General features: G+C 60.4%; 26 protein-coding genes. 14 read left to right on the top strand and 12 right to left on the bottom strand.

Features of this window, described 5'->3' with window-relative positions:
• Window positions 1-73: 73 nt before the first annotated feature.
• From ACHEXK_RS07465 to ACHEXK_RS07455, 3 genes are all read right to left on the bottom strand, one after another.
• Entirely contained in the window at window positions 74-1,888 is a 1,815-nt protein-coding gene (locus tag ACHEXK_RS07465) for a gamma-glutamyltransferase family protein (RefSeq protein WP_416548739.1), read from the bottom strand.
• Window positions 1,889-1,971: 83 nt separating this feature from the next.
• Window positions 1,972-2,730, bottom strand: a complete 759-nt coding sequence (locus ACHEXK_RS07460; RefSeq protein WP_416548737.1) for a 3-hydroxyacyl-CoA dehydrogenase — start codon at window positions 2,728-2,730, stop codon at window positions 1,972-1,974.
• 135 nt (window positions 2,731-2,865) lie between these two features.
• On the bottom strand, window positions 2,866-2,994 hold the full coding sequence (locus ACHEXK_RS07455) for a DUF3149 domain-containing protein (RefSeq protein WP_108363167.1): 129 nt from the start codon (window positions 2,992-2,994) through the stop codon (window positions 2,866-2,868).
• Window positions 2,995-3,129: 135 nt separating this feature from the next.
• On the opposite strand from ACHEXK_RS07455, the gene ACHEXK_RS07450 reads away from it, so the two are divergent.
• The 3 genes from ACHEXK_RS07450 to ahpF all read left to right on the top strand — a co-directional run bounded on the left by ACHEXK_RS07450 (window position 3,130) and on the right by ahpF (window position 5,976).
• Complete coding sequence (locus tag ACHEXK_RS07450; protein ID WP_416548735.1) at window positions 3,130-3,576, top strand: DUF423 domain-containing protein; 447 nt, start codon at window positions 3,130-3,132, stop codon at window positions 3,574-3,576.
• Window positions 3,577-3,702: 126 nt separating this feature from the next.
• Window positions 3,703-4,266, top strand: coding sequence for an alkyl hydroperoxide reductase subunit C (gene ahpC / locus ACHEXK_RS07445; protein WP_416548733.1), 564 nt, complete (start codon window positions 3,703-3,705; stop codon window positions 4,264-4,266).
• 159 nt (window positions 4,267-4,425) lie between these two features.
• Window positions 4,426-5,976, top strand: coding sequence for an alkyl hydroperoxide reductase subunit F (gene ahpF / locus ACHEXK_RS07440; protein WP_416548731.1), 1,551 nt, complete (start codon window positions 4,426-4,428; stop codon window positions 5,974-5,976).
• A 57-nt stretch (window positions 5,977-6,033) separates the two neighbouring features.
• On the opposite strand, the gene hemP is transcribed toward ahpF, so the two are convergent.
• The 8 genes from hemP to ACHEXK_RS07400 all read right to left on the bottom strand — a co-directional run bounded on the left by hemP (window position 6,034) and on the right by ACHEXK_RS07400 (window position 13,630).
• Window positions 6,034-6,237 carry a hemin uptake protein HemP gene (gene hemP, locus ACHEXK_RS07435; protein WP_416548729.1) on the bottom strand — a complete coding sequence of 68 codons (204 nt, stop codon included), beginning with the start codon at window positions 6,235-6,237 and terminating at the stop codon, window positions 6,034-6,036.
• Window positions 6,234-6,647 (bottom strand): ExbD/TolR family protein, encoded by a 414-nt coding sequence (locus tag ACHEXK_RS07430; RefSeq protein ID WP_416548727.1) that lies wholly within the window; start codon window positions 6,645-6,647, stop codon window positions 6,234-6,236. Before ACHEXK_RS07430 ends, hemP begins: the two co-directional genes overlap by 4 nt.
• Complete coding sequence (locus tag ACHEXK_RS07425; RefSeq protein WP_416548725.1) at window positions 6,637-7,335, bottom strand: MotA/TolQ/ExbB proton channel family protein; 699 nt, start codon at window positions 7,333-7,335, stop codon at window positions 6,637-6,639. The genes ACHEXK_RS07430 and ACHEXK_RS07425 overlap by 11 nt, the downstream gene beginning before the upstream one ends.
• Window positions 7,336-7,398: 63 nt before the next feature.
• Window positions 7,399-8,217: an energy transducer TonB gene (locus ACHEXK_RS07420; RefSeq protein WP_416548723.1), complete on the bottom strand. Its 819-nt coding sequence runs from the start codon at window positions 8,215-8,217 to the stop codon at window positions 7,399-7,401.
• Window positions 8,218-8,236: 19 nt separating this feature from the next.
• Window positions 8,237-9,340, bottom strand: coding sequence for an alpha-hydroxy acid oxidase (locus tag ACHEXK_RS07415; protein WP_416548721.1), 1,104 nt, complete (start codon window positions 9,338-9,340; stop codon window positions 8,237-8,239).
• Window positions 9,341-9,365: 25 nt separating this feature from the next.
• Window positions 9,366-10,055, bottom strand: a complete 690-nt coding sequence (locus ACHEXK_RS07410) for a Fe2+-dependent dioxygenase (protein ID WP_416548896.1) — start codon at window positions 10,053-10,055, stop codon at window positions 9,366-9,368.
• A gap of 8 nt (window positions 10,056-10,063) precedes the next feature.
• On the bottom strand, window positions 10,064-12,415 hold the full coding sequence (locus ACHEXK_RS07405) for a TonB-dependent receptor (RefSeq protein ID WP_416548720.1): 2,352 nt from the start codon (window positions 12,413-12,415) through the stop codon (window positions 10,064-10,066).
• A 171-nt stretch (window positions 12,416-12,586) separates the two neighbouring features.
• Window positions 12,587-13,630, bottom strand: a complete 1,044-nt coding sequence (locus ACHEXK_RS07400) for an extracellular solute-binding protein (RefSeq protein ID WP_416548719.1) — start codon at window positions 13,628-13,630, stop codon at window positions 12,587-12,589.
• 133 nt (window positions 13,631-13,763) lie between these two features.
• On the opposite strand from ACHEXK_RS07400, the gene ACHEXK_RS07395 reads away from it, so the two are divergent.
• A complete protein-coding gene (locus tag ACHEXK_RS07395) occupies window positions 13,764-14,639 on the top strand; it encodes a patatin-like phospholipase family protein (protein ID WP_416548718.1) in 876 nt (291 codons plus the stop codon).
• A 147-nt stretch (window positions 14,640-14,786) separates the two neighbouring features.
• Here the strand turns inward: ACHEXK_RS07395 and phaP are convergent, their stop codons facing one another.
• On the bottom strand, window positions 14,787-15,320 hold the full coding sequence (phaP, locus tag ACHEXK_RS07390) for a TIGR01841 family phasin (RefSeq protein ID WP_416548717.1): 534 nt from the start codon (window positions 15,318-15,320) through the stop codon (window positions 14,787-14,789).
• Between the two features lie 200 nt (window positions 15,321-15,520).
• Between phaP and ACHEXK_RS07385 the strand changes: the two genes are divergently transcribed.
• The 10 genes from ACHEXK_RS07385 to ACHEXK_RS07340 all read left to right on the top strand — a co-directional run bounded on the left by ACHEXK_RS07385 (window position 15,521) and on the right by ACHEXK_RS07340 (window position 26,098).
• Window positions 15,521-16,450: a histone deacetylase gene (locus ACHEXK_RS07385; protein ID WP_416548716.1), complete on the top strand. Its 930-nt coding sequence runs from the start codon at window positions 15,521-15,523 to the stop codon at window positions 16,448-16,450.
• Window positions 16,447-16,899 carry an acyl-CoA thioesterase gene (locus ACHEXK_RS07380; protein ID WP_416548715.1) on the top strand — a complete coding sequence of 151 codons (453 nt, stop codon included), beginning with the start codon at window positions 16,447-16,449 and terminating at the stop codon, window positions 16,897-16,899. Before ACHEXK_RS07385 ends, ACHEXK_RS07380 begins: the two co-directional genes overlap by 4 nt.
• Window positions 16,896-17,633, top strand: coding sequence for a nitroreductase (locus tag ACHEXK_RS07375; RefSeq protein ID WP_416548714.1), 738 nt, complete (start codon window positions 16,896-16,898; stop codon window positions 17,631-17,633). Before ACHEXK_RS07380 ends, ACHEXK_RS07375 begins: the two co-directional genes overlap by 4 nt.
• 26 nt (window positions 17,634-17,659) lie before the next feature.
• Window positions 17,660-19,528: an ABC transporter permease gene (locus tag ACHEXK_RS07370; RefSeq protein WP_416548713.1), complete on the top strand. Its 1,869-nt coding sequence runs from the start codon at window positions 17,660-17,662 to the stop codon at window positions 19,526-19,528.
• Window positions 19,525-20,340 carry an ABC transporter ATP-binding protein gene (locus ACHEXK_RS07365; protein WP_416548712.1) on the top strand — a complete coding sequence of 272 codons (816 nt, stop codon included), beginning with the start codon at window positions 19,525-19,527 and terminating at the stop codon, window positions 20,338-20,340. The genes ACHEXK_RS07370 and ACHEXK_RS07365 overlap by 4 nt, the downstream gene beginning before the upstream one ends.
• Window positions 20,327-20,983 (top strand): ABC transporter ATP-binding protein, encoded by a 657-nt coding sequence (locus ACHEXK_RS07360; RefSeq protein ID WP_416548711.1) that lies wholly within the window; start codon window positions 20,327-20,329, stop codon window positions 20,981-20,983. The genes ACHEXK_RS07365 and ACHEXK_RS07360 overlap by 14 nt, the downstream gene beginning before the upstream one ends.
• A gap of 87 nt (window positions 20,984-21,070) precedes the next feature.
• Window positions 21,071-22,255 carry a nicotinate phosphoribosyltransferase gene (pncB, locus tag ACHEXK_RS07355; RefSeq protein WP_416548710.1) on the top strand — a complete coding sequence of 395 codons (1,185 nt, stop codon included), beginning with the start codon at window positions 21,071-21,073 and terminating at the stop codon, window positions 22,253-22,255.
• A gap of 56 nt (window positions 22,256-22,311) precedes the next feature.
• Window positions 22,312-23,733 (top strand): sodium:proton antiporter, encoded by a 1,422-nt coding sequence (locus ACHEXK_RS07350; RefSeq protein ID WP_416548709.1) that lies wholly within the window; start codon window positions 22,312-22,314, stop codon window positions 23,731-23,733.
• Entirely contained in the window at window positions 23,733-24,719 is a 987-nt protein-coding gene (locus ACHEXK_RS07345; protein ID WP_416548708.1) for a 2-hydroxyacid dehydrogenase, read from the top strand. The genes ACHEXK_RS07350 and ACHEXK_RS07345 overlap by 1 nt, the downstream gene beginning before the upstream one ends.
• Entirely contained in the window at window positions 24,716-26,098 is a 1,383-nt protein-coding gene (locus ACHEXK_RS07340) for a DNA recombination protein RmuC (protein ID WP_416548707.1), read from the top strand. The genes ACHEXK_RS07345 and ACHEXK_RS07340 overlap by 4 nt, the downstream gene beginning before the upstream one ends.
• Window positions 26,099-26,128: the final 30 nt, after the last annotated feature.

The raw sequence follows: 26,128 nt of genomic DNA, 5'->3' as shown, positions 1-26,128 counted from the left end.
ACATGCCGAATTGGATTCGGCAGGCATGGTGAACGGCAGCCTAGGCTGCCGTTTTGCTTTTTGACTGGGCGGTTCAGTCACCCAGCACCACGCCCTCACGACGCGGATCGGCGCCACCAAACCAGCCGCTGGGGGTGCGTTCAATGGCCTGCAGGCCACTGGTCATCTCCACTTCGCGCACCTCATGGCCACGCGCTTTGAGGGCGTCCACGGTGCTGCGGTCAAAACCTTGGGCTTCGAGCAAAGTGGGGCCGCCCAGCGTGCCGAAGTTGGGCAGGTCAATCGCTTGCTGCGCGTTCAGTCCCCAGTGCAGTGTGCCGGTGAGCAGCTTGGCGGTGTAGTGGATGATGGCGGCGCCCCCCGGGCTGCCACCGCTCATGAGGATTTGGCCTGTGGTTTTGTCGAAGACCAAAGTCGGCGACATGGATGAGCGGGGGCGCTTGCCCGGTTCGACCCGGTTGGCGATGGGGCGGCCTTGTGCGTCGGCAGGGGTCAGACTGAAATCGGTCAACTCGTTGTTGAGCAAAAAGCCGCCGGGGCGAGACGGGTCGGTGCTGACCATGCGGCGCGAGCCAAAGGCGGCTTCGATGGTGGTGGTCATGGCCACCGCGCGGCCCTGGGCATCGACCACGCTGATGTGGCTGGTGCCGTATTCGGTTTGTGGGGGCATGGGCGCGAAGCTGGTGGTGTGGCCGCCAGGCTGCCCCGCTGGGGCTGATTTCATGGCTTGGCTGCCGATCAGTTGGCTGCGTTCACGTAGGTAGTGCGGCGCCAGCAGGCTGCGCCAGTCGCCAGCAGGCGCTTGCACAAAGTCAGGGTCGGCCACAAATTGCGCCCGATCGGCAAAGGCCAGGCGTGAAGCCTCGGTGTAACGGTGCAAAAAATCGGGCGAGGGCAGGCCAGCGGCCAGCTCAGGGCTTTGGGCTGAGGTGTGGCCCAGCATGCCCAAAATCTGGCCGATGGCGATGTGGCCAGAAGACGGCGGTGGGAAGCCGCAGAGGCGGTAAGCCCGCGCAGCGGCCGTGTGGTCAAAACACAGGGCTTCGCGCATGCGGGGCTGGTAGCTGGCCAGGTCTTGTAGGCTGAGGGTGCCGGGGCGAGGCGCCTGTGCGGTGCGGGCCACCATGGCTCGGGCCACGGCCCCTTCGTGCAGGGCGCGGCTGCCCTGGGCCGCAATGAGGCGCAGCACATGCGCGTATTCAGGGTTGCGCAGCACATGGCCCACAGGCCAGGCCTGGCCATCGGTTTGGTAGAAAAAGCGCAGGGCCAGCGGGTCTTTTTTGAGCCATGCGTCGGCGTTCAGCAAGGCGTGCAAACGGGGGCTGACCCGAAAGCCTTGCTCGGCCAAGGTGATGGCGGGCTGCAGCAACTGCGCCCAAGGCAGGCGGCCGTGTTGTCGGTGTGCTGCTTCGAGCATGCGCACCGCGCCGGGGACGCCCACTGAATGCCCGCTTTGCACCGCCTCTGGAAAAGGCAAGGGCTTGCCTTGGTCCATGAACATGTCGCCCCGGGCCCCTGCGGGTGCGGTTTCACGCCCGTCGTGCGCCGTGACCTTTTGGCCATCAAAGTGCAGCAAAAAAGCGCCGCCGCCAATGCCGCTGGACTGCGGCTCTACCAAGCCCAGCACCATCTGCACGGCAATGGCGGCATCGAGCGCCGAGCCGCCAGCACGCAAGACCTGATGCCCCGCGTCGGTGGCCAGAGGGTTGGCAGCGGCCACCGCCTGGCGCGTGAAAGCCCAGCCGGGTTTGGCCGTGTTGCCACTGGCCGCTTCGGGCTGGACGGCCAGATCGGGCACGCTGTACAGCCATGCGTTGGCAGGGGCTTGCGCTGCGCAAGCCGAGAGCAGTGCCATGGCCATCAGGGTCAAACTGCGTGGGTATCTCATAGCGCCTCCATGGAGTTGTCATGCTAGCCCGAAAAAGAAAACAGGCCCCGAGGGGCCTGTCGCATGAGGTACTGCTGATCGGCTCACTTCGGTGCCAAGCGGATCGCACCGTCCAGTCGAATCACTTCGCCGTTGAGCATGTCGTTTTCGATGATGTGTTTGGCCAATTTGGCGTAGTCCTGCGGTTTGCCCAAGCGGCTGGGGAAGGGCACGCCTGCGGCCAGCGCGTCTTGAACTTCTTGCGGCATGCCAAACAACATGGGCGTGCCAAAGATGCCGGGGGCAATCGTCATGTTGCGGATGCCGTTGCGGGCCAGGTCGCGGGCAATGGGCAGGGTCATGCCCACCACGCCACCTTTGGACGCGGCATAAGCGGCTTGGCCGATCTGACCGTCATAAGCGGCCACGCTGGCGGTGCTGATCAGCACGCCGCGCTCGCCGGTGGCTTCGGGCTCGTTTTTGCACATGGCTTCGGACGCCAGGCGGATCATGTTGAAGGTGCCCACCAAGTTGACCATGATGGTCTTGGTGTAAACGGCCAGGCTGTGTGCGCCGTTTTTACCCACGGTTTTTTCGGCGGGCGCGATGCCTGCACAGTTGATGAGGCCCGAGAGCCGGCCCATGGACACCGCCTGGGCCACCACGGCTTGGCCGTCGGCCTCGTTGCTGACGTCGCATTTGACAAAAGCGCCGCCCAGTTCCTTGGCAATCGCTTCGCCTTTTTCAGCCTGCATGTCGGCGATCACGACCTTGCCACCGTGGGCCGCCAGCATGCGGGCTGTGCCTTCGCCCAAGCCCGATGCGCCACCGGTGACGATGAAAACTTTGCCTTGAATGTCCATGTTTCACTCCTGAATGTGGTTGACGTTACGTCAACGTCAATTATGCCCTCCTGGGGGTGTCAGAGCGCAGCGATAGGCATCAGAAAAAGGGTTGAATGGGCATGGGCATGAATGAGACCTGTTGTGCCTGAGATCTCATTCGTTGTGGTTCATTTTGTGAAGGAACATGCGCAAGAAGAAAGCACCCATCAGCAGCATGAACACGATCACCGCCAGACTCATGAGGCCGTAATCGGTGGAAAACAAATCGATGAGCATTTTCATGGGGAACTCCAATTGAAGAGATGACACTTCACTGTGCGCCTATGTTCAGTCGCTGATTCTGATGAAAGTCAAACCTTCCAAATAAAGTCATGCTCCAATGCTCGGAATCCATTTTTCGCTTTGCGCCCAGTCCCCATGTCCAAGCTTTCGCCTGCTCCCGCATCTTTGGCTTCGCCCGAACCCTGGCCCCTGTCGGCCCGGTGGTTTCTGGTGCTGGGGGCGATCAGCGCCTGCACCAGTGTGGTGTTCAGCGCCGCCTTTGCGCATTTGCCGGTGTTTGCCGGGGGCGTGCCCACCGCGGTGCAAACCGCTGTGAGTCAGCAGCAATTCCATTCGCTGGGCTTGTTGTTCACGGGGCTGGCGTTGCGGGTTTGCGGGGTGTCGCGTTGGCTGCAAGCTGCAGGCTGGCTCATGGTGGCCGGTTTGTTTTTATTCAGCTTCAACCTCTACGCCCGACATGTGTTGGCTTGGGACACCTTGCGAGCACTGGTGCCGTGGGGTGGCGCGGCGTGGATATTGGCTTGGCTGGCTTTGGCCGTGGGCTTGGCGCAGGGAAGTGGGAGATTCAAACGACACTCTTGAGTTGAAAGCTTTTTCCTATGGGGTTGATAGAAACTACTCATGAGTAGAAACCCTAGGCCGTATTATGATTGCTACCAATGAGTTTTCTCATTCGATAGTTTTTTTAAACCAACCCAAGGAAACACCATGTCCCTGATCAACACGCAAGTTCAGCCATTCAAAACCCAAGCCTTCCACAACGGCAAGTTCATCGAAGTCACTGAAGCCAGCCTCAAAGGCAAGTGGAACGTGTTCATCTTCATGCCCGCTGCTTTCACCTTCAACTGCCCTACAGAAATCGAAGACGCAGCAGACAACTACGCAGCTTTCCAGAAAGCCGGTGCCGAGGTCTACATCATCACCACCGACACCCACTTCTCGCACAAAGTGTGGCACGAGACTTCGCCGGCTGTGGGCAAAGCCAAGTTCCCATTGGTCGGTGACCCCACACACGCCCTGACACGCGCTTTTGGCGTGCACATCGAAGAAGAAGGCTTGGCACTGCGCGGCACCTTCATCATCAACCCTGAGTTGATGATCAAGACTGTGGAAATCCACTCCAACGAAATCGCCCGTGATGTGTCGGAAACCCTGCGCAAGCTGACCGCTGCTCAGTACACCGCCGCCAACCCCGGCCAAGTGTGCCCAGCCAAGTGGAAAGAAGGCGCCAAGACTTTGGCACCTTCCATCGACCTGGTCGGCAAGATCTAAATCTTGTTGTCATCGCCCTGCTTGGCAGGGCGTTGAGCACAGCGCAACAAAGTCACAAGCCGGGTGTGCGCTGTTCTCAACGATTCCCCCAAACCCTTTATTTGGGTCCCGCCACAAGCGAGGACTTGAGTTTTTTGCAGCCTGAAACAGGAGAACACCATGCTCGACGACACCCTCAAAGCCCAATTGCAACAGTACTTGGCCTTGCTGCGCCAGCCCATCCGCTTGGTCGCCTCTTTGGACGACAGCGAGACGGGCATAGAGATGAAAGCGCTGCTCGAGACCATTGTGGGCTTGTCCGACAAAGTGAGCCTGGACACCACCGGCAACGACGAACGCAAGCCGTCTTTTGAAGTGGTGCGTGAGGGTGAAAGCCAAGGCGTGCGCTTCGCGGGCCTGCCACTCGGCCACGAATTCACGTCTTTGGTGCTGGCACTCCTCTGGACTGGCGGACACCCACCCAAGGTGGAGCCCGAAGTGATCGAGGCCATCCAAGGCCTGGACGCCGACTTGAGCTTCGAGGTCTACATGTCGCTGAGCTGCCACAACTGCCCCGATGTGGTGCAGGCCTTGTCACTCATGGCCATCTTCAACCCCAAGGTGAAAACCGTGGTCATCGAAGGCGGTGCGTTCCAGAATGAAGTGCAAGAGCGCCAGATCATGGCCGTGCCCATGGTCTTTTTGAATGGCCAAGTGTTCGGCTCGGGCCGCATGAGCGTCGAAGAAATCGTGGCCAAGTTGGACACAGGTGCCGCCACCCGCGACGCCGCCAAGCTCGACGCCAAAGACCCGTATGAAGTCCTCATCGTCGGCGGAGGTCCCGCAGGTGCTGCCGCTGCTGTGTACGCCGCCCGCAAGGGCATCCGTGTGGGGGTGGCGGCTGAGCGCTTTGGCGGTCAGACCAACGACACCATGGCCATCGAAAACTACATTTCGGTGCTGGAGACCGACGGCCCCAAATTTGCCGCAGCGCTCGAAGCCCAGGTTCGTCAATACGGCGTCGACATCATGAACCTGCAACGGGCCGACAAACTGACGCCCGCAGGGGCTGACGGCTTGGTGCACATTCAGATGGAAAACGGCGCGACGCTCAAGGCCAAAACGGTGATTTTGTCGACCGGTGCCCGCTGGCGCAATGTGAATGTGCCCGGCGAAGCCGAGTACAAAAACAAGGGTGTGGCTTATTGCCCGCATTGCGACGGCCCCTTGTTCAAGGGCAAGCGCACGGCGGTCATCGGCGGCGGCAACTCCGGCATCGAAGCCGCCATTGATTTGGCCGGTATCGTGGAACACGTCACCGTGATCGAGTTTGCCGAGCAACTCAAGGCCGACGCGGTGCTCGTGAACAAGCTCCACAGCCTGCCCAACGTCACGGTGCATACCAACGCCCAGACGACGGAAATCACCGGCGACGGCAGCAAAGTGAACGGCATACGCTACAAAGACCGAGCCACCGGCACCGAGCACCATGTCGAATTGGCCGGTGTGTTTGTGCAAATCGGACTGGTGCCCAACACCGAGTTCTTGAAAGGCACAGTGGAGCTCTCTAAATTTGGCGAGATCGTGGTGGATGCCAAGGGCCACACGAATGTGCCGGGCGTGTTCGCGGCGGGTGACTGCACCACGGTGCCTTACAAGCAGATCGTGATCGCCGCAGGCGAGGGTGCCAAGGCCGCACTCAGCGCCTTTGACCACCTGATTCGCTCTTGAGCGCGCCAGCGCAGGCATGAAAAAACCGGACCTGGTGTCCGGTTTTTTTGTGGCCGCTTATTTGGTCAAGATCAATTTCCCCTGCCGGGTGGTTTGCAATCGGTAGACCTCGCCCAAATGCCGGATGAGCAGCGACGAATGGCCCGCCAGCAGATCACTGCTGTCCACAATTCGCAGGCCTGCTGGGGCGCTGCTGCCCTGAATTGGCACGGGCTGCACCCTTGGGCCCGTGTTGGTTTGGCCGTCATCGCTGTGGCTCATGGTCGTTTGCCTTCGGTGACAAAACCGATCTTGACCAGTCCGGCGCGTTGGGCGGACGTCATGGCATCGGCCACGAATTCATAAGGCGCTTTTTTGTCTCCCCGGATGTACAGCTGGGGTTGTGGTTCTTTACTGGCCTGTTGCCGCAGCGCGTCTTCCAGCGCGTCCGCTGCAATGGCCTGTTTGCCCAGAAAGAACTGGCCTTGTGCATCCACGGCCAATTGCAGGTTCTCGGGGGGCGTTTTGTCGCGGCTGCTGCTGGCGCGCGGCAGCTCGACCTTGACGGCATGTTGCACCACCGGGATGGTGATCATGAAGATGATCAGCAGAACCAACATGATGTCCACCAAGGGCGTCATGTTGATCTCGCTCATCACCTCATCTTGTTCTTCGCTGGCTTCAAAGGACATGTTGGACTCCGCTGTGGGTGACGCGGGTGCCGGTCACATAGTAGGCGTGCAGGTCGTGCGCAAAGCGGTTCATGCGGGCAATGATGAATTTGTTGCCGCGCACCAAGGCGTTGTAGCCCAGCACGGCGGGAATGGCCACGGACAGGCCCAGCGCGGTCATGATGAGCGTCTCGCCGATCGGTCCTGCAATGGCGTCGATGCTGGCATTGCCGTTGGCACCAATGGCCACCAGCGCGTGGTAAATGCCCCAGACTGTGCCAAACAAGCCCACAAATGGCGCGGTAGAACCAATGGACGCCAGGATGGCCAGGCCGTTTTGCAGCCGGCTGGTGTGGTCGTCAATGCAGTTGCGCAAGCTGCGTGTGACCCAGTCGCTGATGTCCAGGCGGTCGTGCAGTTGTTTTTGCGCCGCCTGGTGGTGTTCAGTGGCCTCTTGCCCCACTTGAGCCAGGGTATAGAACATGTTGTCCGAGCGGTGGCTGAGCACGGCCAAGCCTTCGGCCAGGCTGGTGGTGTGCCAAAACTGCTCGCTGCCCAAGGCGCTTTGTTTGTGCTTCCAGACGTCCAGCGCCTTGAGCACGATGACCACCCAGCTGAGCACCGACATGCCGATCAGGGCGATGAGGATCAGGCGGGTGACCGCGTCACCTTGGGTCCAGATGTGGGCGAGGCCAAATGATTCGGGCATGAGAAAAACTCCTGTGAATGGGATGGAAAAACTGGGTGAGGGTCGGCTCGGACGGGGTGGAGATCAGTCCAGCACAAAACGGATAGGCACGTTGAACCACATGGCCTCGGGCAGGCCGTTGCGTTGGCCGGGCACAAAGCGCCAAGCTTTGACGGTCGTTAAGGCCGTGTCGTCCAGGCGGGCGTAGCCGCTGGAGGTTCGGATTTCGGATTTTTCGGCGTGGCCCTCAGTGGTGATCAATACACGAACGACCACCGTGCCCTCTTCGCCCAAGCGTTTGCTCTGTCGCGGGTAGGGTGGGGCAGGGTTGTTCAGGTAGTCGGCGCTGGTGGACGGCAGCACCACGGCTATTGCTGTAGCGTTGCCGGCAGGGCGCTGGTTGCCTGCCGGCGTTGCGGCAGGCGTGGCGGGTGCAGCAGGTGTCAGTGCAGGTGCCGCGTTTGACACGATGGGCGCAGCAATGCTGGGGGCCGTGGGTGACAGCACAGGCGCGGGTTGCACCTGCGTGTTGACGGGCTTGGCCTGAGGCTGAGGCTGAGGCTGAGGCTGAGGCTGAGGCTGTGGCTGTGGCTGTGGCTGTGGCTGTGGCTGTGGCTGTGGCTGTGGCTTGGATTCTGGTTTGGTTTGGGGTTGGATTGGGGGTCTTGCCGGCTCCGATTTGGGAGCGGTTGGTACGTGGGGTGCGGGGGCATCCATGACCACGCTGGCCATGATCACGGTGTCGGGCTCGCTTGGTGGGACCACGCGGGTCAAAAAACCGCTGCTGACCAACCACGCCACACCCACGTGGCCCAGCATCACCGTACCGGTCACGCGCCAGGTGCGGCTTTTGTGGATGCGGTAAGGCTGACGCATCGGATCTTCAAAATGGGCTGCTTGCATAAAGGGGGCTTAAAGGAAATCAAGCGACATAAACCGGCTCTGGAGACCACAAGCGGTCGATGCCAATGTCTTGGATGTGGGCGCAACCCGTCAGGGCCATGGTGGCTTCGAATTCATCGCGCAGCAGGCGCAGCACATGCGCCGCGCCGCGTGCGCCCGCATGGGCCAGGCCATACAGGGCGGGGCGGCCGATCAAGGCCGCATCGGCCCCCAGCGCCAGCGCCTTGAACAAGTCGGTGCCGCGCCGAATGCCGCCATCGACCAGCACCAGCGCTTGCGGGTGTTGATGGCGAACGGCTTGAACGATGCGCGGCAGCAACTCGGCCGTGGCGGGCAGGGTGTCCAGCACGCGGCCACCGTGGTTGCTGACGATCAGGCCCGCTGCGCCCAGTTTTACCGCTTGCACTGCGTCTTGCGGGTGGGTGACGCCCTTGAGCAGCACGGGCAGTCGTGTCTGGCCAATCAGCCACTGCACATCGGCCCAGGTGGGCGCGGCATCGGCCAAGCCCCCGCACAGGCCTGTGCGGGGTTTGTTTTGGGGGTCGGAGGTCGGCCAATGCACCGCCTTCACGCCTTCGGGCAAAGGCATGCCGTGTCGGCGTTCGCGGTCTCGCACACCGTGTACCGGGGCGTCCACCGTGAGCACCAGGGCTTCAAAGCCCACCGTTTCGATGTGTGCCAACAATTCGCGCAGGGCACCCCGGTCAGCCAGCCAGTAGAGCTGAAACCACAAGGGACCACGTTCGGCGTCTGAAGCCACCAGTGCCCCCACGTCGTGCAAAGGCGTGCTGGTTTGGTGTGACAGCACCATGCCGCAGCCTTGCGCAGCGGCGGCCAAAACCATGCCTGACTCGCCCTCGGGGTGGGCCCAGCGCTGGTACGCCATGGGGGCCACCAGCAGCGGCATGGGCCAGTCGCGGCCCAGCAAGCGGCAGCGCGTGTGGCCGCCGCGCAGGTCTTGCAACACGCGGGGCGACAAGTGCAGGTTTTCCCAAGCGGCCACGTTGTGGCGCAGTGTGATTTCGTCTGCTGCACCACCGCTGAAATAGGCCCAAGCCGCCTCGCCCAGCGCCGCTTGTGCGGCGTGTTCGTGGTCTTGTAGGTTGACGATGGGCTGGGTCATGGTGTGTGCGTGTTCAAAGGGCAGATCAGGTGTTGGCCCACTGGCGCAGCAGCTGGTGATAGACCCCGGTCAAAGCCGTGGTCTCGGGCGTTTCCCCGTGTTGCTCGCGCAGCTGGAGCAGGTTCATGTCCAGATCGAACAGGATGCGCCGTTGTTCGTCACTGCGCACCATGCTTTCGATCCAGAAAAAGCACGCCAGCCTTTGCCCGCGTGTGACGGGGGTGACTTCGTGCAAGGTGTTGCCGGGGTACAGCACGGCATGCCCTGCTGGCAGCTTCATGCGGTGGATGGCCTCTTGGTCCTGCACGCTCAGCTCGCCGCCTTCGTAGTCATCGGGGTCGTTCAAAAAGACGGTGCACGAAAGGTCGGTGCGCACTTTGGTGCCATCGACGCGAACTTGAATGGCGTTGTCGATGTGCAGACCGTAATGTGGGTGCTCCGGGGTGTAACGGTTGATGCGGGGTGTGGATACCCGCAAAGGCAATGCCGCAGAAAAGAACGTCGCAGAAGCATCGAGCCCCGAGAGAACGAGCTGTCGGATTTTCATGGCTACAGCGTGGTCATGGCTCAGTTGGAGATTGTTTTTGACCTGGGCTGACTGTGATCCTGCACTCGCGCGCCCGTCTGCCCATTCATTTTCCGGCAGATCAAGCAGCCATTGCCGTGCCTGGCGCACGGTGTCTGGATTCAACAGGGCGGGCAGAGTGCGGATCATCATGTGACTCAGAATTTGTAGGAAGCAGTGACCTGCAGCAGTCGGCCTGCGCCCGGTACATAGTGTTGTCGGTACAACTCGTCTGCGTACAGTTTGTTGGTCACGTTTGAAAGGTTGGCCTTGACGCTCAGGGCATCGCTGTGGGTGTACTCGACCATCAGATCACCCACGGTGTGGGCAGGGACCACGATCTGAGACAGCAAAGGTTTTTGTTCACCACGGAATGTCAGTCCGCCGCCCACACGCCATTGGCTGTTGAGTTGGTATGTGGTCCATACAGTGCCGCTGTATTGGGGTGTGACTGCAGGACGTGCACCCGGCAATTCGCCAGCTTCGTTGTTGCTGACCAGTGTTCCTCCTTCAACTCGGGTCCCTGCTGCATCCACTTTGGCATCCGGAATCCAGGTGTAGGAGGCGAACATCTCCCATTTCGGGGTGATGCGGCCAGCCAGATCCACTTCAATGCCTGTGGCATGACGCTTGCCGGAAAGCAGCACGAGGCTGGCGTCGTCGGCGTCGCGGTTGCGCTCATTGAGCTTGGTGGATCGGAACAGGGCCAAACGGGTAGTGAATCGCTTGTCCGCCGAGTCCAGCTTGGCACCGATTTCAAAGTTGACAGACTTTTCCGGATCCAGGTTCTCGTTGGTGCTGCTCAGGCGGTAGGTGTCCCCAGAGGTGTTGAACGAGGTGCCGTAGGAGATGTGGAAAGATTGCAGCTCGTTGGGTTGGTAAAGAGCACCCACGCGTTGGCTCCAGACGCCCACGTCCATGTTGTAAGCACTGTTGCTGCCGTTGGCTGATATGCCGGAGTAGCCGCCGGAGCCGCTGTAGCTGTAGCCGAAGCTGTTGTATTTGGCGTCCAGTTTGTCGTAGCGCAAGCCACCGATGAGTTTGACCTTGTCGGTCACGGCCAGCATGTCCTGCGCGTAGACGCCCCAGCTTGTTGCTTCGTAGTCGCTGGTGAGAATGTTCTGGCGGAGTCCTTCGTTGACGCTGTTGGTGCCTGAGACCAGGGTGCCATTGCCATCGATGCTGGACTTGTTGCCTACACCCGTGGTGTTCCAGAATGCGGTGCCGGCGCTGCCGGTGACACCGGGGTTGATGCTGTAGAAGTTTTTCTTTTCCTGCGTGAGGTCGGCTCCGGTGATCAGCTCGTGTTTGAAGCCTACAGCCTGGAACTTGGTGCTGAAGTCTGACTGTATGGTCAGACTGTCAAGATCTTCAATCTTGTTGTTGGTCCCGCGGCTGAACTGGGTGTTGCCGTTGATGTTGTTCAAGAGGTCGCGTGCGCTGCTGCCTGAGGTAGAGCCGCCGGTAAAGCGGATCGCACTGGCACGTTGGTCTCGCTCATATTGACCTTTTCTGATCTGGGTGCGCAACTCGGTATCCTGATCAAAGCGGTGCACATGCGAAGCGGTCAGTTGCGAAGCCTTACCACCCTTGTAGTCGCTGTCCATGCCCAGATAGGTTTTGGGGTCAAAGGGCAGCACGGTGCGTTCGCTGGCGCTGGCAGTCGCAGAGGGCTTGGCCCAAGGCAGGCCATAGTTCAGGCCGTTGTGGTTGTTCAGGTGGAACAGACCCACCTGAAACTCGTCACGCTCGCCAATGCCCCAGCGGTAGCTGCCTGCAAGGCCTTCTTTGTCCAGGCTGTTGCCTTTGCCATCGTTGTCGGCGTGGGTCTTCATGACATTCAGGCGAAGCGCAGCGCTTTCGCCGGTTTGCTTGTTGAAGTCCCCCACCAGACGTTTGTGGTTGTGTGAGCCCAAGGTCAGGTCGACCTGGTTTTCGTCCATCAGACGCGGCGTTTTGCTGACTTGGTTGACCGCACCGCCTGTGGAACCACGACCAAACAACATGGAGGCTGAGCCGCGAAGCACTTCCAGTCGATCCAAGTTGAAGGTGTCACGCTCGTAGAAGGCCGGGTCACGCATGCCGTCAATGAAGATGTCGCCCGCTTGCTGAAGCGAGAAGCCACGCAGGCGAATGTCCTCTTCCTGGCCCTCGGCCGCTTGAAAGCTTACGCCTGCGGTGTTCTTCAAGGCGTCTTTCATCGTGTCAAGGTTGCGGTCGTCGATCAATTTTTCAGTGACTACGGTGACCGATTGCGGGATGTCGCGCAGCGCCTGTTGGCCTTTGCCTATGCGTGTCTCGGTGGCGCGTACGCTGTTTTTGCCTTCAGCCATGTCGACTTCAGCTTTGTCTTTCACCGTCACCGCTTTGAGCGTTTTTTCTTCTGGCTTGTTGTCTTGCGCCATGGCGTATGGCATGCCCGTGAGAGAGCCGGCCAGCATCATGGCCGCCAGGGGCAACAATTTGGGTGAGGGCTGCGTGTTTTGGGCGGATTTGTATCTTTGAGTCATGGTGATGCGAGTCATTGAGAGAGGGAAAATGGCAAAACCGGGTTTGCCGCTGAGTTCAATGGCTGGCTATCACCGCCCGAGCTGCGCTCGGTGTGAATGGCTGGCTGCTTAATTCGGGTGGCCTGATTTCATAGGACTGAAATCAGGCAGGCTGATGGGTGTTGCCCGGCTTTACTTGAATCCCACGCGGTCCAGCATCTGCTGCACCTTGATCTGATTCATGCCCACGGCGCTGATGGGGATCAGCTCGCTTTTGAAACTGCCGCCCGTCATCGATTTCAGAGCCGGGTTGTCAAAGCTCACGCCTTTGGCCGCAGGCCACTCGTTGTTGCCATTGGCAAAGTGGTTTTGCGCAGCTGGGCTGGCCAGGTACTCCAAGAACTTCACCGCGTTGTCGGTGTTTTTGGCATGGCGGGCGACAGCGCCACCGGCCACGTTCACATGCGTGCCCCAGCTGCTTTGGTTGGGAAAGACCACGCCGATTTTTTCGGTGACAGCTTTGTCGGCCGGGTTGCTTGACCGCATCATGCGGGCCAGGTAATAGGTGTTGGTGACGGCCACGCCGCACTCGCCTGAGGCCACCCCTTTGATCTGGTCGGTGTCACCGCCTTTGGGGCTGCGGGCCATGTTGTCCACCAAGCCTTTGAGCCAGGCTTCGGTCTTTTGTGGGCCCAGGTGCTCGGTCATGGCGCCAAACAGGCTCAGGTTGTAGGGGTGCGATCCGCTGCGGATGCAAAGACTGCCCTTGAACTTGGCATGGGCCAGCTTTTCGTAGCTGTCCACATCGGTTTGGCTGAACTTGAGCTTGTCGTACACGATCACTCGCGCCCGGGTGGACAGGCCAAACCAAGCGGTGCCCCCGTTGTCGGCCGCTTTGGCGCGCAAGTTGGCGGGGATGGCTTCTTCGAGTTTGGCCGACTTGATGGGCAAAAACAGGCCATCGACTTCAGCGCGCCACAGGCGGGCGGCATCCACCAGCAAAATCACGTCGGCCGGGGAGGCTGAGCCTTCTGCTTTGAGACGGGCGAGAATACCGGCATCGTCGGCATCCACCCGGTTGATTTTGATGCCGGTGGCTTTGGTGAAATCGCTGTACATGACTTCATCGGTGGGGTAATGGCGTGCCGAATAGATGTTCAGTGTCTTGTCTTGCGCCCAAGTGCTCACGGCAGCCAATGAGCAGGCCAAGCTGAGAAATGTTTTGTGGAGAGTCATGTTCATGCCTTGTTACGTTGATGGGAGTTTAATCCAAATGAGAATTATTCTCAATAAGATGTTGGAAAAGTTGGTGTTTTTTTGTCGCTCGTTTCACGTGCCCCGCTGGAGGCGCTTAGAAATCGGCCTGTGCATGGCCCTTGTTTTGTCTGGATGCAGCAGTTTGGCCCCGACGCCACCAAAACTCGAGTCTGTGCAAACCCCATCAACCAGCGAGCGCCGTGAGCTGAAGCTGGGTTTGGCATTAGGGGGGGGGGCGGCCAGAGGATTTGCCCACCTCGGGGTGATCGAGGTGTTGGAGGAAGCCGGATTGCGCCCGACACACGTGGCGGGCACATCCGCCGGGAGCTTGGTGGCGGCTTTGTATGCCAGTGGCAAAAGTTCGGGTGAATTGGCCCGTTTGGCAGAAAGCATGCAAGAGGCCGATATCACCGACTGGATGCTGCCGATCCTGAACCGGGGTGCCTTGCGCGGCGAGGCATTGGCACGCTATGTGAATGCGCAAGTCGGTGGCCGCAATCTGGAGCAAATGAAAATACCCTTGGGCATTGTGGCCACAGACCTGAAAAGCGGCGAGGCGATCACTTTCAGGCGTGGCAACACCGGCATGGCGGTGCGTGCATCCAGTGCCGTGCCGGCGGTGTTCCAACCGGTGCGCATTGGGGAGCGCGAATATGTGGATGGTGGCTTGGTGGCGCCTGTGCCTGTGCGCCAAACCCGTGACATGGGCGCCAATTTTGTGGTGGCGGTGGATATCTCCAGTGATCCGGAGGGCAATCCTTCATCGGATGCGTTTCAAATTCTGATGCAGACCTTCACGATCATGGGCAAATCCATCAACACCCTGGCCCTGAAGGAAGCCGATTTTGTGGTTCGCCCTGCATTGACTGGCGTGAAAAGTGCTGACTTCAGTGCCCGTATGCGATCGATGGAGGCCGGACGGCAGGCCATGCGGGCAGCGCTGCCCGCATTGAAGGTTCGTCTGGCGCAGTTTGAAGAGGGGCGTTGAGCAGCTTCTCCCGCCATAAAAAAAGGGCTGATCTGGCGATCAGCCCTTGAAGGGATCCTTGTTTCCCTGATGAAATTCAAAAGGATCCGAGGAGACAACTTGTCTTGAGATCCGTGCGGCACGCGTGCGCGGACGGATCAGAAATAATCACTTCTTTTTGGCCGCTTTGGGGGCCGCAGACTGGGTCACCGAAGCGAGGTTGGACTCGGCCAAGTCGGTGGCTTGCTTGACGGCTTTTTGCACCGATTCGAAAGCGGTGGTGGCTGCGGTGACCGCACCCTTCATCACGGCCACAGCCTGCTCGGAGCCAGCAGGAGCGTTTTGGGCAGCGCTGTCCACCAAGGTGGCGAACTGCTTTTGGGCAGCAGCAGCCTGGGATTCGAAGGCTTTGGTGAATTCGTTGCTGGTGCCGGAGGCGATGTCGTAGAGGTGACGGCTGTAAGCAGCGGTTTTTTCAGCCAAGGGCTGGAACAGGTTGGCTTGCATGGCGACCAATTCTTGGGCGTCTTTGACGCTCAGGGCCGATTGGGTGTTGCTGGCGGACTCGTCCAAAGCGGCCTTGGCGGCGCTCAGGTTCAGTTCAACCAGTTTTTCCATGCCTTCGAATGCCTTGGCGGTCAGGCCAAACAGGGTTTCGACATTGGCTTTGTGCGAAGCGACGATTTGTTCAGCGGTCATCATGAGAATCTCCAGATAAAAGTTTGGTTTCAAAGAGACTGCGCCGAAACTGGCCGGAGCCGTACAACTTTGTTGCAGTGCAGCATGGTTTGAATTTTAGGGTGTCCGCGGGGTATTGCAAGGGGATGGTCCTGCTCTCAGCTCAGTTTAGAGAGGGTTTTCTAGAATCACCCTGCGCTGGATCAAGCCACGCCCCCTTCAGAATGCACGCTTATTACGCTGATCACTTTGTTTTGCCTTTGCCCGAGGGCCACCGCTTTCCGATGCGCAAGTACAGCCGCTTGCGCGACCGCTTGACGCAAGAGATCCCGGGTGTGGTCATGTGTGAAGCACCGGCGGCCAGCGATGGTGAGTTGGCTTTGGTTCACACGCCGGCCTACATCCAGGGCGTTGCCAAGGGGACCTTGGAGGCAACCGTGCAGCGTGAGATCGGTTTCCCTTGGAGCTTGGCCATGGCCGAGCGCGCGCGCCGCTCGGTGGGCGCGACGGTGGCCGCCGCCCGCGATGCCATGGCCCAAGGCCTTGCAGGCAACCTCGCAGGCGGCACGCACCACGCTTATTCGCACAAGGGGGGCGGCTTTTGCGTGTTCAACGACATCGCCGTGACCGCTCGCCTGATGCAAGCCGAGGCCTGGCGACACCAACGCAAAACCTTGCAAGTGGCCGTGATCGATTTGGATGTGCACCAGGGCAACGGGACGGCCCATGTTTTTGCCAACGACCCGAGCGTTTTCACGCTGTCACTGCATGGTGAAAAAAATTTCCCTTTTCGCAAAGAAGACAGTGATTTGGATGTGGGATTGCCCGATGGCTGCACCGATGAGCCATATTTAGCCGCACTGCACCAGTCTTTGCAAACGCTGCAAGACCGTTTCGATCCGGATCTGGTGATTTATTTGGCTGGCGCTGACCCGCACGAGGGGGACCGACTCGGCCGCCTCAAGCTCACCCTGGACGGCATGCAAGCGCGAGACCGCGTGGTGCTCGATTGGGCCTGGCAGCGCAGGCTTCCCGTGGCCTTGTGCATGGGAGGGGGGTATGGTCATGACATCGAGACCACTGTGCAGGTTCAAATGCAGACGTGGGCCGTGGCCCTGTCTTACTGGCAACGCTGGCACAATCTCGGGCCATGAGCACTCCCGCCACCCCCTCAGACAAAGCACTGCCGTTGGCCCGGTGCAATTTCAAGGCGTTTCGTGCCATCAGCACGCGCTGGATGGACAACGATGTGTATGGCCATGTGAACAACGTGGTGTATTACAGTTGGTTCGATACAGCGGTGAACGCCACACTGATTGAGCAAGGCGTGCTCGACATCCACGCGGGCAGCACCATTGGCTTGGTGGTGGAAACCCAGTGTTTTTACTTCGCTCCGCTGGCTTTTCCGCAAACCATCGACGCAGGCATCCGCGTGGCCAAGTTGGGCACGTCCAGCGTGCGCTACGAGGTGGGCCTGTTCGCCCAAGGCGAAGACCTGAGCGCCGCGCGGGGCCACTTTGTGCATGTGTATGTGGACCGTGCGACCCGCCGTCCCGTGCCCCTGCCGGCCGCTCTCAAAGCATTTTTGGAGACATTGACATGAGTATTTTGGACCTTGGACCCCAGGTCAGCACCCGCGTGAACGACCCCTCGAGCGTGGACGCGGCCATTCTGAGCCGCTTTTCGGCCCGTGCCTATTTGCCCCAAGCGGTGGAGCGCAGCGTTTTGCAAGAAGTGCTGAGCGTTGCGGCACGCTCGCCCAGCGGCACCAACACCCAACCATGGAAGGTGTATGTGCTGCAAGGCAACAAGCGCGACGAACTGGTGTCCCAGACCTGCGCGGCGCACGACGCCATCAGCGCCAATCCGGCGCTGGCTTCTGAATACGCAGAGGCCTACGACTATTACCCCGAAAAATGGGTCAGCCCTTACATCGACCGCCGCCGTGAATGCGGTTTCGGTTTGTATGGTGTGCTGGGCATCGGCAAGGGCGACAAGGCCTTGATGCACGCCCAGCACCAAAAGAACTTCCGTTTTTTTGACGCGCCCGTGGGTTTGATTTTCACCATTGACAAAGTGATGGGCCGGGGCAGTTTGTTGGACTACGGCATGTTTTTGCAAAGCATCATGGTGGCGGCTCGTTCGCGCGGTCTGCACACCTGCCCGCAAGCGGCTTGGAATGGCTTTTCCAAAATCATCTTGCCGCTGGTCGGTGCAGGTGAGAACGAAATGGTGGTCTGCGGCATGTCGCTGGGCTATGCCGATGAGTCGGCCTTGGTCAATACCTTTCAGACCACACGCGTGCCGGCTCAAGACTTCACCCACTGGGTGGATTGACACTTTACGCACGACAAGGGCCTGGTTTGGGATTCGAAGCACTGGCGCTGCAGCTGCTCAATGGTCTGAGCCACGCCACCACCTTGTTTTTGATGGCCTCTGGGCTGACGCTGATTTTTGGCGTGACCCGGATCGTTAATTTTGCGCACGGCAGCTTTTTCATGTTGGGCGCTTTGTGGTCGGCGCATGCGCTGACGAACTGGTGGCCGGAGATGGCGGCCACCGCCTGGGGCTATGGTGCGGTGATTGTGATGGGCGCGTGTGTGGCCGCTTTGCTGGGCGCGTTGACCGAAGTCTTGCTGCTTGAGCGCATGCGCCACGCGCCTCAGCTCTACCAATTGGTGGCCACCTTTGGCCTGACGCTGGCCCTGCACGACGCGATGCGCTGGTTTTTTGGCCCTGAAGAAGTGTTCGCGCCGCGTTTTCCGGGCCTCAAGGGGGCGATCGAGCTGGGTGAATCTTATTTCCCCACTTGGCAGTTGTTCACCTTGGCGCTGGGCCCGCTGGTCTGGCTGGGCCTGCACCTCTTGCTCACACGAACGCTGTGGGGCCAGCGCGTGAAAGCGGCCACCCAAGACCGCGAAATGCTGGATGCGCTGGGTGTGAATCCTGCGCCCCTCATGCTCGGGGTGGTCATGTTGGGCTGCGGCTTAGCGGGCTTGGCCGGGGCATTGCAATTGCCGCGTGAGCCCGCGCACTTGCAAATGGATGTGAACGTGGTGGTCGAGACCTTTGTGGTGGTGGTCACAGGCGGGCTGGGCAGCATTGGCGGCGCTTTTGTGGCGGCCATGCTGATTGGGGTGATCCACGCTTTGGGCTTGAGCTTTTTCCCGCAAGCGACTTTGGTGCTGGTTTTTTTGACCATGGCTGTGGTGCTGGTCTGGCGGCCTCAGGGCTTGGCCGGGACGGATGGGCATGCCGAGCAACGCGAAAGCGTGCCGGTCTTTGCGCTCTGGCCAGTGGCCGTCTGGGGGCGGGCGCTGTTTGCATCGGTCTTTGTGGGCTTGACGCTGATCGCCTGGGGACAGGGCGATTACGGCCGCAGCCTGGCCGAAGACGTGATGGTGATGATGCTCTTTGGCCTGAGCTTGCAGTGGATGATGGCTTTGGGTGGCTTGGTCAGCTTCGGCCATGCGGCGTTTTTTGCGTTGGGTGCTTATGGGGCGGCACTGTCGCACCTGCACTGGGGTGCGGGTTTGCCAGCGGCTTTGGCTGCGGGCATGGCGCTGGCGCTGGCCGTGGCTGTGGCGTTTGGGGCTTTGGTGGTGCGCAGCAGCGGGGTGTACTTGGCCATGCTGTCGCTGGCGCTGGCGCAAATGATTTGGGCCGGGGCCACCCAGTGGGTGGGCCTCACGGGGGGCGACAACGGCTTGATTGGCTTGCGCTTGATTGCGCCTGAGTCCCGTGCGCTGTGGGACGCGGCGCTGGGCGTCTTCATGCTCTTGGCTGTGGCGGGTATGGCCCGTGTGGCGCAATCGAGTCGGGGTGCGGCTTTGCAAGCAGTGCGTGATGCCCCGCTGCGGGCGGCGGCCAGCGGTTTGCCGGTGCAGGCCTTACGCTATCAGGTGTTTGTGGCCAGCGCCACCTTGGCCGGATTGGCCGGGGGCTTGTGGGCCGCTTTCAAAGGGGCCGTGTTTCCTTCAGTGGCCTCGGTGGCCATGTCGGTCGACGCTTTGTTGGTCATCTTGCTGGGCGGGGTGCACCAGCTGTGGGGCTCGGCGGTGGGCAGTGCGCTCTTGGTCTGGGGCGGGGCTGAGCTGGGGCAGGGGCTCGATTACTGGCGAGGTGTTTTGGGCCTGGTCATCATGCTCGTGATGGTGCTGGCCCCAAGTGGCGTGTTGGGTGGGTTACAGATGCTGTTGGCACGTTTTGTTTACAAAGGGAGCCGCGCATGAGCCTTCAAGCAGTTTTGCAGGTCAGCGGTCTGGCCAAGCATTTTGGCGGCGTGCGGGCGCTGGACGGTGTGGACTTCTGTGTGCCCTCAGGCCAATGCGTCGCCCTGATCGGCCCCAATGGCGCAGGCAAGTCGACCTGCTTTGCCTGCCTGGCCGGTCAGCAGGTGCCCTGCGCGGGTGAGGTGATGTGGCTGGGCCAGTCGCTGTTGGGCAGCACGCCCGCCGAGCGCCAGCGCCTGGGCGTGGCCCGCACTTTTCAGGTGGCGCAAACCTTCGAGGCGCTCACGGTCTTGCAAAACATCCAGCTGGTGCTGCGTGGCGCTGCACGACTGGCCTGGTGGGACCGCCTGGACAGCCGCCAGCCCGGGCGGGCGCTGCAACTGGCCGCGCAAGCGGGTTTGCAAGCGCAGGCGCACGACACCGTGGCCGATCTGCCTTATGGCGCCAAAAAACGGCTGGAGCTGGCCATGGCGCTGGCGGGCTTGCCCGACGCTGTGCCGGTTGTCCAGCAAGGCACTCAGACGCCGCCGTCTTTGCTGCTGCTGGACGAACCTGCTGCCGGGCTGGCGCTCGCCGAGCGGGCCGACATGATGGCGCTGGTGCGCCAAGTGGCGATGCAAGGCGTGACGGTGCTCTACACCGAGCACAACATGGACGCCGTGTTTGGCGTGGCCGACCGGGTGCTGGTGCTGATGCAAGGCCGCTTGGTGGCCGACGGCCTGCCCGAGGTGGTGGCACAAGACCCGCAGGTGCGCGAGCGTTACCTGGGGCTCGACTTCGACATGAAAGGCTTGATCGATGCTGTCCGTTGAAGGCCTGAACGCCTGGTATGGCCAAGCCCAAGCTTTGTTCGACGTGAGTTTGTCGGTGGGCGAGGGCGAACTGGTTGTCCTCCAAGGGCTGAACGGCGCTGGCAAATCCACCTTGCTGCAAAGTTTGATCGGCATCGGCCCCCGGGCGCAAGGCCAAATTCATTGGCAAGGCGAACCTCTCAACACCTGGGCTGCCCACCGCCGCGCCAAAGCGGGATTGGGTTTTGTGGCCGAAGACCGTCGTTTGTTCACCGCTTTGTCGGTCCAAGAAAACCTGTGGCTGGTCGCCCGACCGGCTTCTGCCTCAAGTGGCTTGAGCACAAGCGCGCAGCGTTTTGAGCGCGTGATGGCCTTGTTTCCGCAGCTGAAAACCATGCTGCACCGCCCGGCCAGCCAAATGAGCGGTGGCGAGCAGCAAATGCTGGCGCTGGCCCGCACCCTCATGACCGGCCCCCGCCTGCTGCTGCTGGACGAACCGTGTGAGGGCATTTCACCGGTGCTCGTGGCGGCCATGCGCGACGCTTTGCTGCAACTGGCGCGTGAAGGCGTCGCCATGTTGGTGGCCGAACAAAACAACATCCTGGCCCAGCATGCGCAGCGGGTTTTGGTCTTGACCAGTGGGCGCATGGCTGGGGCAGCTTGACACTTGACGGACCCGGATGTGTGGTGTGGGCATCCCTTACACTGCCTGACAACAACGAGCGGCCTCAGCCGCCTGAGACAACACACCATGATCATCACCAGTCTGCTTGACACCGACCTGTACAAATTCACCATGATGCAGGTGGTGCTGCACCAATTTCCCGGCGCTCAGGTGGACTACAAGTTCAAGTGCCGCAACCCGGGTGTGCCTTTGGCACCTTTTGTCGACGAGATTCGGCAAGAGATCCGGTCTCTGTGTTCCTTGAGTTTCAAGGAAACCGAGCTGCAGTACCTGCGCTCACTGCGGTTCATCAAAAGTGATTTTGTGGATTTCTTGGGGCTTTTCAAGCTCAATGAAAAATGCATCCAGGTCGCTGCGTTGCCCTCTGGTGAAATCGACATCCACATCCAGGGGCCTTGGCTGCACACGATTCTTTTTGAAATCCCGCTCCTGGCCATCGTCAACGAGGTGTACTTTCGCAACACCCAAAAAGTGCCCGACCTGATGGAAGGCCGCCATCGGCTCGACACCAAAATTGCCCAGCTCAAAGCGCCAGGACTTGAAACCCTCAAGATCGCCGATTACGGCACCCGAAGGCGTTTCTCCCGGGCTTGGCACGAAGAAGTGCTGCGCGTGTTGTCCGCGCGTTTGGGCACAGGCCCCAGTGGCCAGTTTGCGGGCACCAGCAACGTGTATTACGCCTATTTGTTGGGACTGACCCCGCTGGGCACCATGGCGCACGAGTACCTGCAGGCCTGCCAAGCTTTGGGACCGCGCTTGCGGGACAGCCAAATTTTTGCCTTCGAGTCGTGGGCCAAAGAGTACCGGGGCGACCTGGGCATCGCCTTGAGCGATGTGTACGGTTTCAATGCCTTTTTGCGCGACTTTGACCTGTATTTCTGCAAATTGTTCGATGGTGCCCGCCACGACAGTGGTGACCCCTTCAGCTGGGGGGAGCGCATGATCGCGCACTACCAGCACAACCGGGTGGACCCGAAAACCAAGACACTGATTTACAGCGATGGCTTGACGATTCCCAAAACCATTGAGTTGTTTGAACAATTCCGGGGACGGTGTCAGCTCGCTTTTGGCGTGGGCACCAACCTGACCAATGACCTGGGCTATGAGCCGCTGCAAATTGTCATCAAGATGACCCGTTGTAACGGTCAGCCTGTGGCCAAGTTGTCGGATTCGCCTGGCAAAGGCATGTGCGACGATGAAAAGTACCTGGCCTATTTGCGCCAGGTTTTTGAGATCAACCCCACCACCTGAACGGTGTACCGGGGCCGTTAACATACGGCACCGTTTTTCTATTGGAGATTTGTACCATGATGCGATGGGGTATGCGGTGGACCGCGTGGTTGGTGATTCCACTGTGCTTGTTGTCCGGCGGGGCGTTTGCCGCTGATTTGGATGGGGCGCAGCTGTCGGCAGTGTGGGGCGTGCCTTTTGCGGGCATCTTGCTGTCGATTGCTTTGATGCCTTTGTTGTTGCCCCACTTTTGGCATCACCATTACGGCAAAGTGGCTGCTGCATGGGGCTTGGCTTTCTTGCTGCCCTTTGCGATGGTGTTTGGCCCCGCAGCAGCGGGCGTCAGCACGGTTCACGCCCTGTTTGCCGAGTACATCCCCTTCATCATTTTGTTGACCGCTTTGTTCACGGTCTCTGGTGGCATCTACATCCGCGGCAACTTGCACGGCAGCCCTGGGCTGAACACGGCCATTTTGGCCATTGGCGCCGTGTTGGCCAGTTTCATGGGCACCACGGGGGCGTCCATGCTGCTGATCCGGCCGCTGATTCGCGCCAACGACAACCGCAAACATGTGGCGCATGTGGTGGTGTTTTTCATCTTCATCGTCTCCAATGCGGGTGGCTCTTTGACGCCTTTGGGCGACCCGCCTTTGTTTTTGGGTTTTTTGAAGGGTGTGGATTTCTTCTGGACCGTCAAAACCATCTTCCCTGAGACCTTGTTCTTGGTGGGCAGCTTGCTGGCCATCTTTTTTGCCCTGGACTCTTGGTACTACCACCGCCGGGAAGAGCTGTTGCCACAAGACCCAACACCGGATTCCAGAGGCATTGGTTTTGACGGGGCCATCAACTTCTGGCTGTTGGCGGCGGTGGTGGGCTTGGTGCTGATGAGCGGTTTCTGGAAATCGCCTGTGTCGTTCAACATCTACGGCACCGAAGTCGGTTTGCCAGGCGTGTTGCGTGACCTGGGTTTGGTGGTGATCACCTGGGTGTCACTCAAGATCACACCGGCGAAAGTGCACGCTGACAACCAGTTTGGCTGGGGGCCCATGGCGGAAGTGGCCAAGTTGTTCGCGGGCATTTTCTTGACCATCATCCCGGTGATTGCCATGCTCAAGGCGGGCGTCAACGGCCCCTTTGGCGCCGTCGTTCAAGCGGTGACCAAACCCGATGGCAGTCCGGACGTGATGATGTATTTCTGGATCACGGGTGCCCTGAGTTCATTCCTCGACAATGCACCGACCTATTTGGTGTTTTTCAACACCGCTGGCGGTGACCCCCAGGTCTTGATGACCACCCTGGCGCCGACCTTGGCGGCCATCTCGGCCGGTGCTGTTTTCATGGGCGCCAACAGCTACATCGGCAATGCGCCCAATTTGATGGTCAAAGCCATCGCCGAAGACCGTGGCGTGAAGATGCCCAGCTTTTTTGGTTACATGCTGTGGTCGGGCGCTGTGCTGATTCCTTTGTTCGTGGTCATGAGTTTCATTTGGTTCAAGTGATGTCCAAACCTTCCATTTTGGTGGCCCGTGCCATCTTCCCCGAGGTCCTGCAGTCTTTGGCGCAGGTGTTCGAAGTCGAGAGCAACCAGGCCGATGAGGTCTGGTCTGCCGCAGAACTCACCCGCCGCATGCAGGGCAAAGTGGGGGCGCTCACCACAGGCAGCGAGCGCATCGACGCCGCGCTGTTGCAGGCCAACCCCCAGCTCAAAATCGTGGCCAACATGGCCGTGGGCTTCAACAACTTCGACGTGCCCGCCATGACCGCTGCCGGTGTGCAGGCCAGCAACACGCCCGATGTGCTGACCGAAACCACCGCCGACTTTGGTTTTGCCCTGCTCATGGCCACGGCGCGGCGCGTGACCGAGAGCGAGCACTATTTGCGTGCGGGTTTGTGGAAAAAGTGGAGCTACGACATGTTCGCCGGGGCCGAGGTGCACGGCTCCACCCTCGGCATCATCGGCATGGGCCGCATTGGGCAAGGCATTGCCCGTCGCGCCGCGCATGGTTTTGGCATGCAGGTCATCTATCACAACCGATCACGTCTGAGTGCCGAGCTGGAAGCGGAGTGCAAGGCCACTTATGTGTCCAAGCAGGCGCTTCTTCAGACAGCAGACCACGTCATGCTGGTTGTGCCCTACAGCGCCGAGTCGCACCACACCATCGGCGCGGCCGAACTGGCGCAAATGAAGCCCACAGCCACCTTGGTCAACATTGCCCGTGGTGGCATCGTGGACGACGCGGCCTTGGCCAAGGCCTTGGCCGCAGGCCAGATTGCCGCCGCAGGTCTGGATGTGTTCGAGGGTGAGCCGTCTGTTCACCCCGACTTGCTCAAAGTTCCCAATGTGGTGCTCACGCCCCACATCGCCAGCAGCACGGTCAAGACCCGCAAGGCCATGGCGCAGCTCGCAGCCGACAACCTGGTGGCTTACTTGACCCGAGGCCAAGCCCTCACGCCGCTGAACACTGTGCCAGGCAAGGCCCTATGAGTGAATGGGTGTGGCTGGCGCTGGGTGTGTTGAACCTGCTCGGGCTTTTGGTCCTGTTGTTTCGCGCCAAAGCTGCCCCGCAGGCTCAAGAAGACAAGTTGGCCGAGCAAGCGGCCTGGCTGCAACAGCAGTTTGCCGCCTTGCAAGCCCAGACCGAGCGACTCGAGCGCGAGCTGCGCACCGAGATCAGTCAGTCGGGTGTGCAAGGCCGACAAGAGTCCATGCAAACGCTCACGCTGTTCCAGCAATCGCTGCTGCAGCAAAGCGCCGAAGCCACCCGCACCCAAAACCAACAAATTGACGCGCTGGCCCAGCAACTGGCCTTGCTGCAAAAAAGCCTGACCGACAGCCTGGCCCAGCAAGTCAACGCCCTGTCTGAGGCCAACGCCCGCCGCCTGACCGAGATGCGCGGCACCATGGAGACCCAACTGTCGCAGCTGCAGCAAAGCAACGCCGCCAAACTGGACGAAATGCGCCAGACGGTGGATGAAAAGCTTCAGGCCACGCTGCAAGCCCGGCTGGGGGAGAGTTTCAAACAGGTGGCCGAACGCCTAGAGCAAGTGCACAAAGGCTTGGGCGAAATGCACAACCTGGCGCAAGGCGTGGGCGACCTCAAGCACCTGCTGACCAACGTCAAAACCCGCGGCATGTTCGGCGAGGCACAACTGGCCTCGCTGCTCGAGCAGGTGCTCACGCCCGAGCAATACGCGGTGCAAGTGGCCACCAAGCCGGGTGATAAAAACCGCGTGGACTTTGCGATCCGCCTGCCGGGACGGTCTGACAGCGGCCTGCCCGTGTGGCTGCCCATTGACGCCAAATTCCCCAACGAAGACTACGAGCGCTTGCTGGAAGCCCAAGGCCGTGCTGACCCGGTGCAAGCCGAGTTGTGTGCCAAGGCGCTCGAGACACGCATCAAGCTTGAAGCCAAATCGATTGCTGAAAAATACCTCGAGCCACCGCACACCACCGACTTTGCGGTGATGTTTTTGCCCACCGAAGGCCTGTACGCCGAGGTCTTGCGCCGCCCGGGATTGATGGAGACCCTTCAGCGCGACCACCGCGTGACGCTGGCGGGCCCGACCAACCTGATGGCCATGCTCAACGCCTTGCAGATGGGTTTCAGGACCTTGGCACTGGAAAAGCGCTCCAGCGAAGTCTGGCAGGTGCTGGGCGCTGTCAAAACCGAGTTTGGCAAGTTTGGTGACGTGCTGTCCAAAGTGCGCAACCAGACGCAGACCGTGCTCAACACTTTGGACCAAGCGCAAACCCGCAGCAACGTCATGAGCCGCGCCCTGCGGCAAGTGGATGCACTGCCCGACGCACAGGCCCAGGCCCTGTTGCCCGGGGGCCCAGACTTGTCCGAAGAGGCGAGCGAGTGACGCCCGATTTGGCCCGTTTGATCGCAGGCC

Origin of the sequence: Limnohabitans sp. DCL3 (assembly GCF_048019295.1) — a bacterium.
GTDB lineage: Bacteria > Pseudomonadota > Gammaproteobacteria > Burkholderiales > Burkholderiaceae_C > Limnohabitans_A.
The sequence above is the reverse complement of the archived record's forward strand: the minus strand, read 5'-3'. Positions and strand labels throughout refer to the sequence as shown.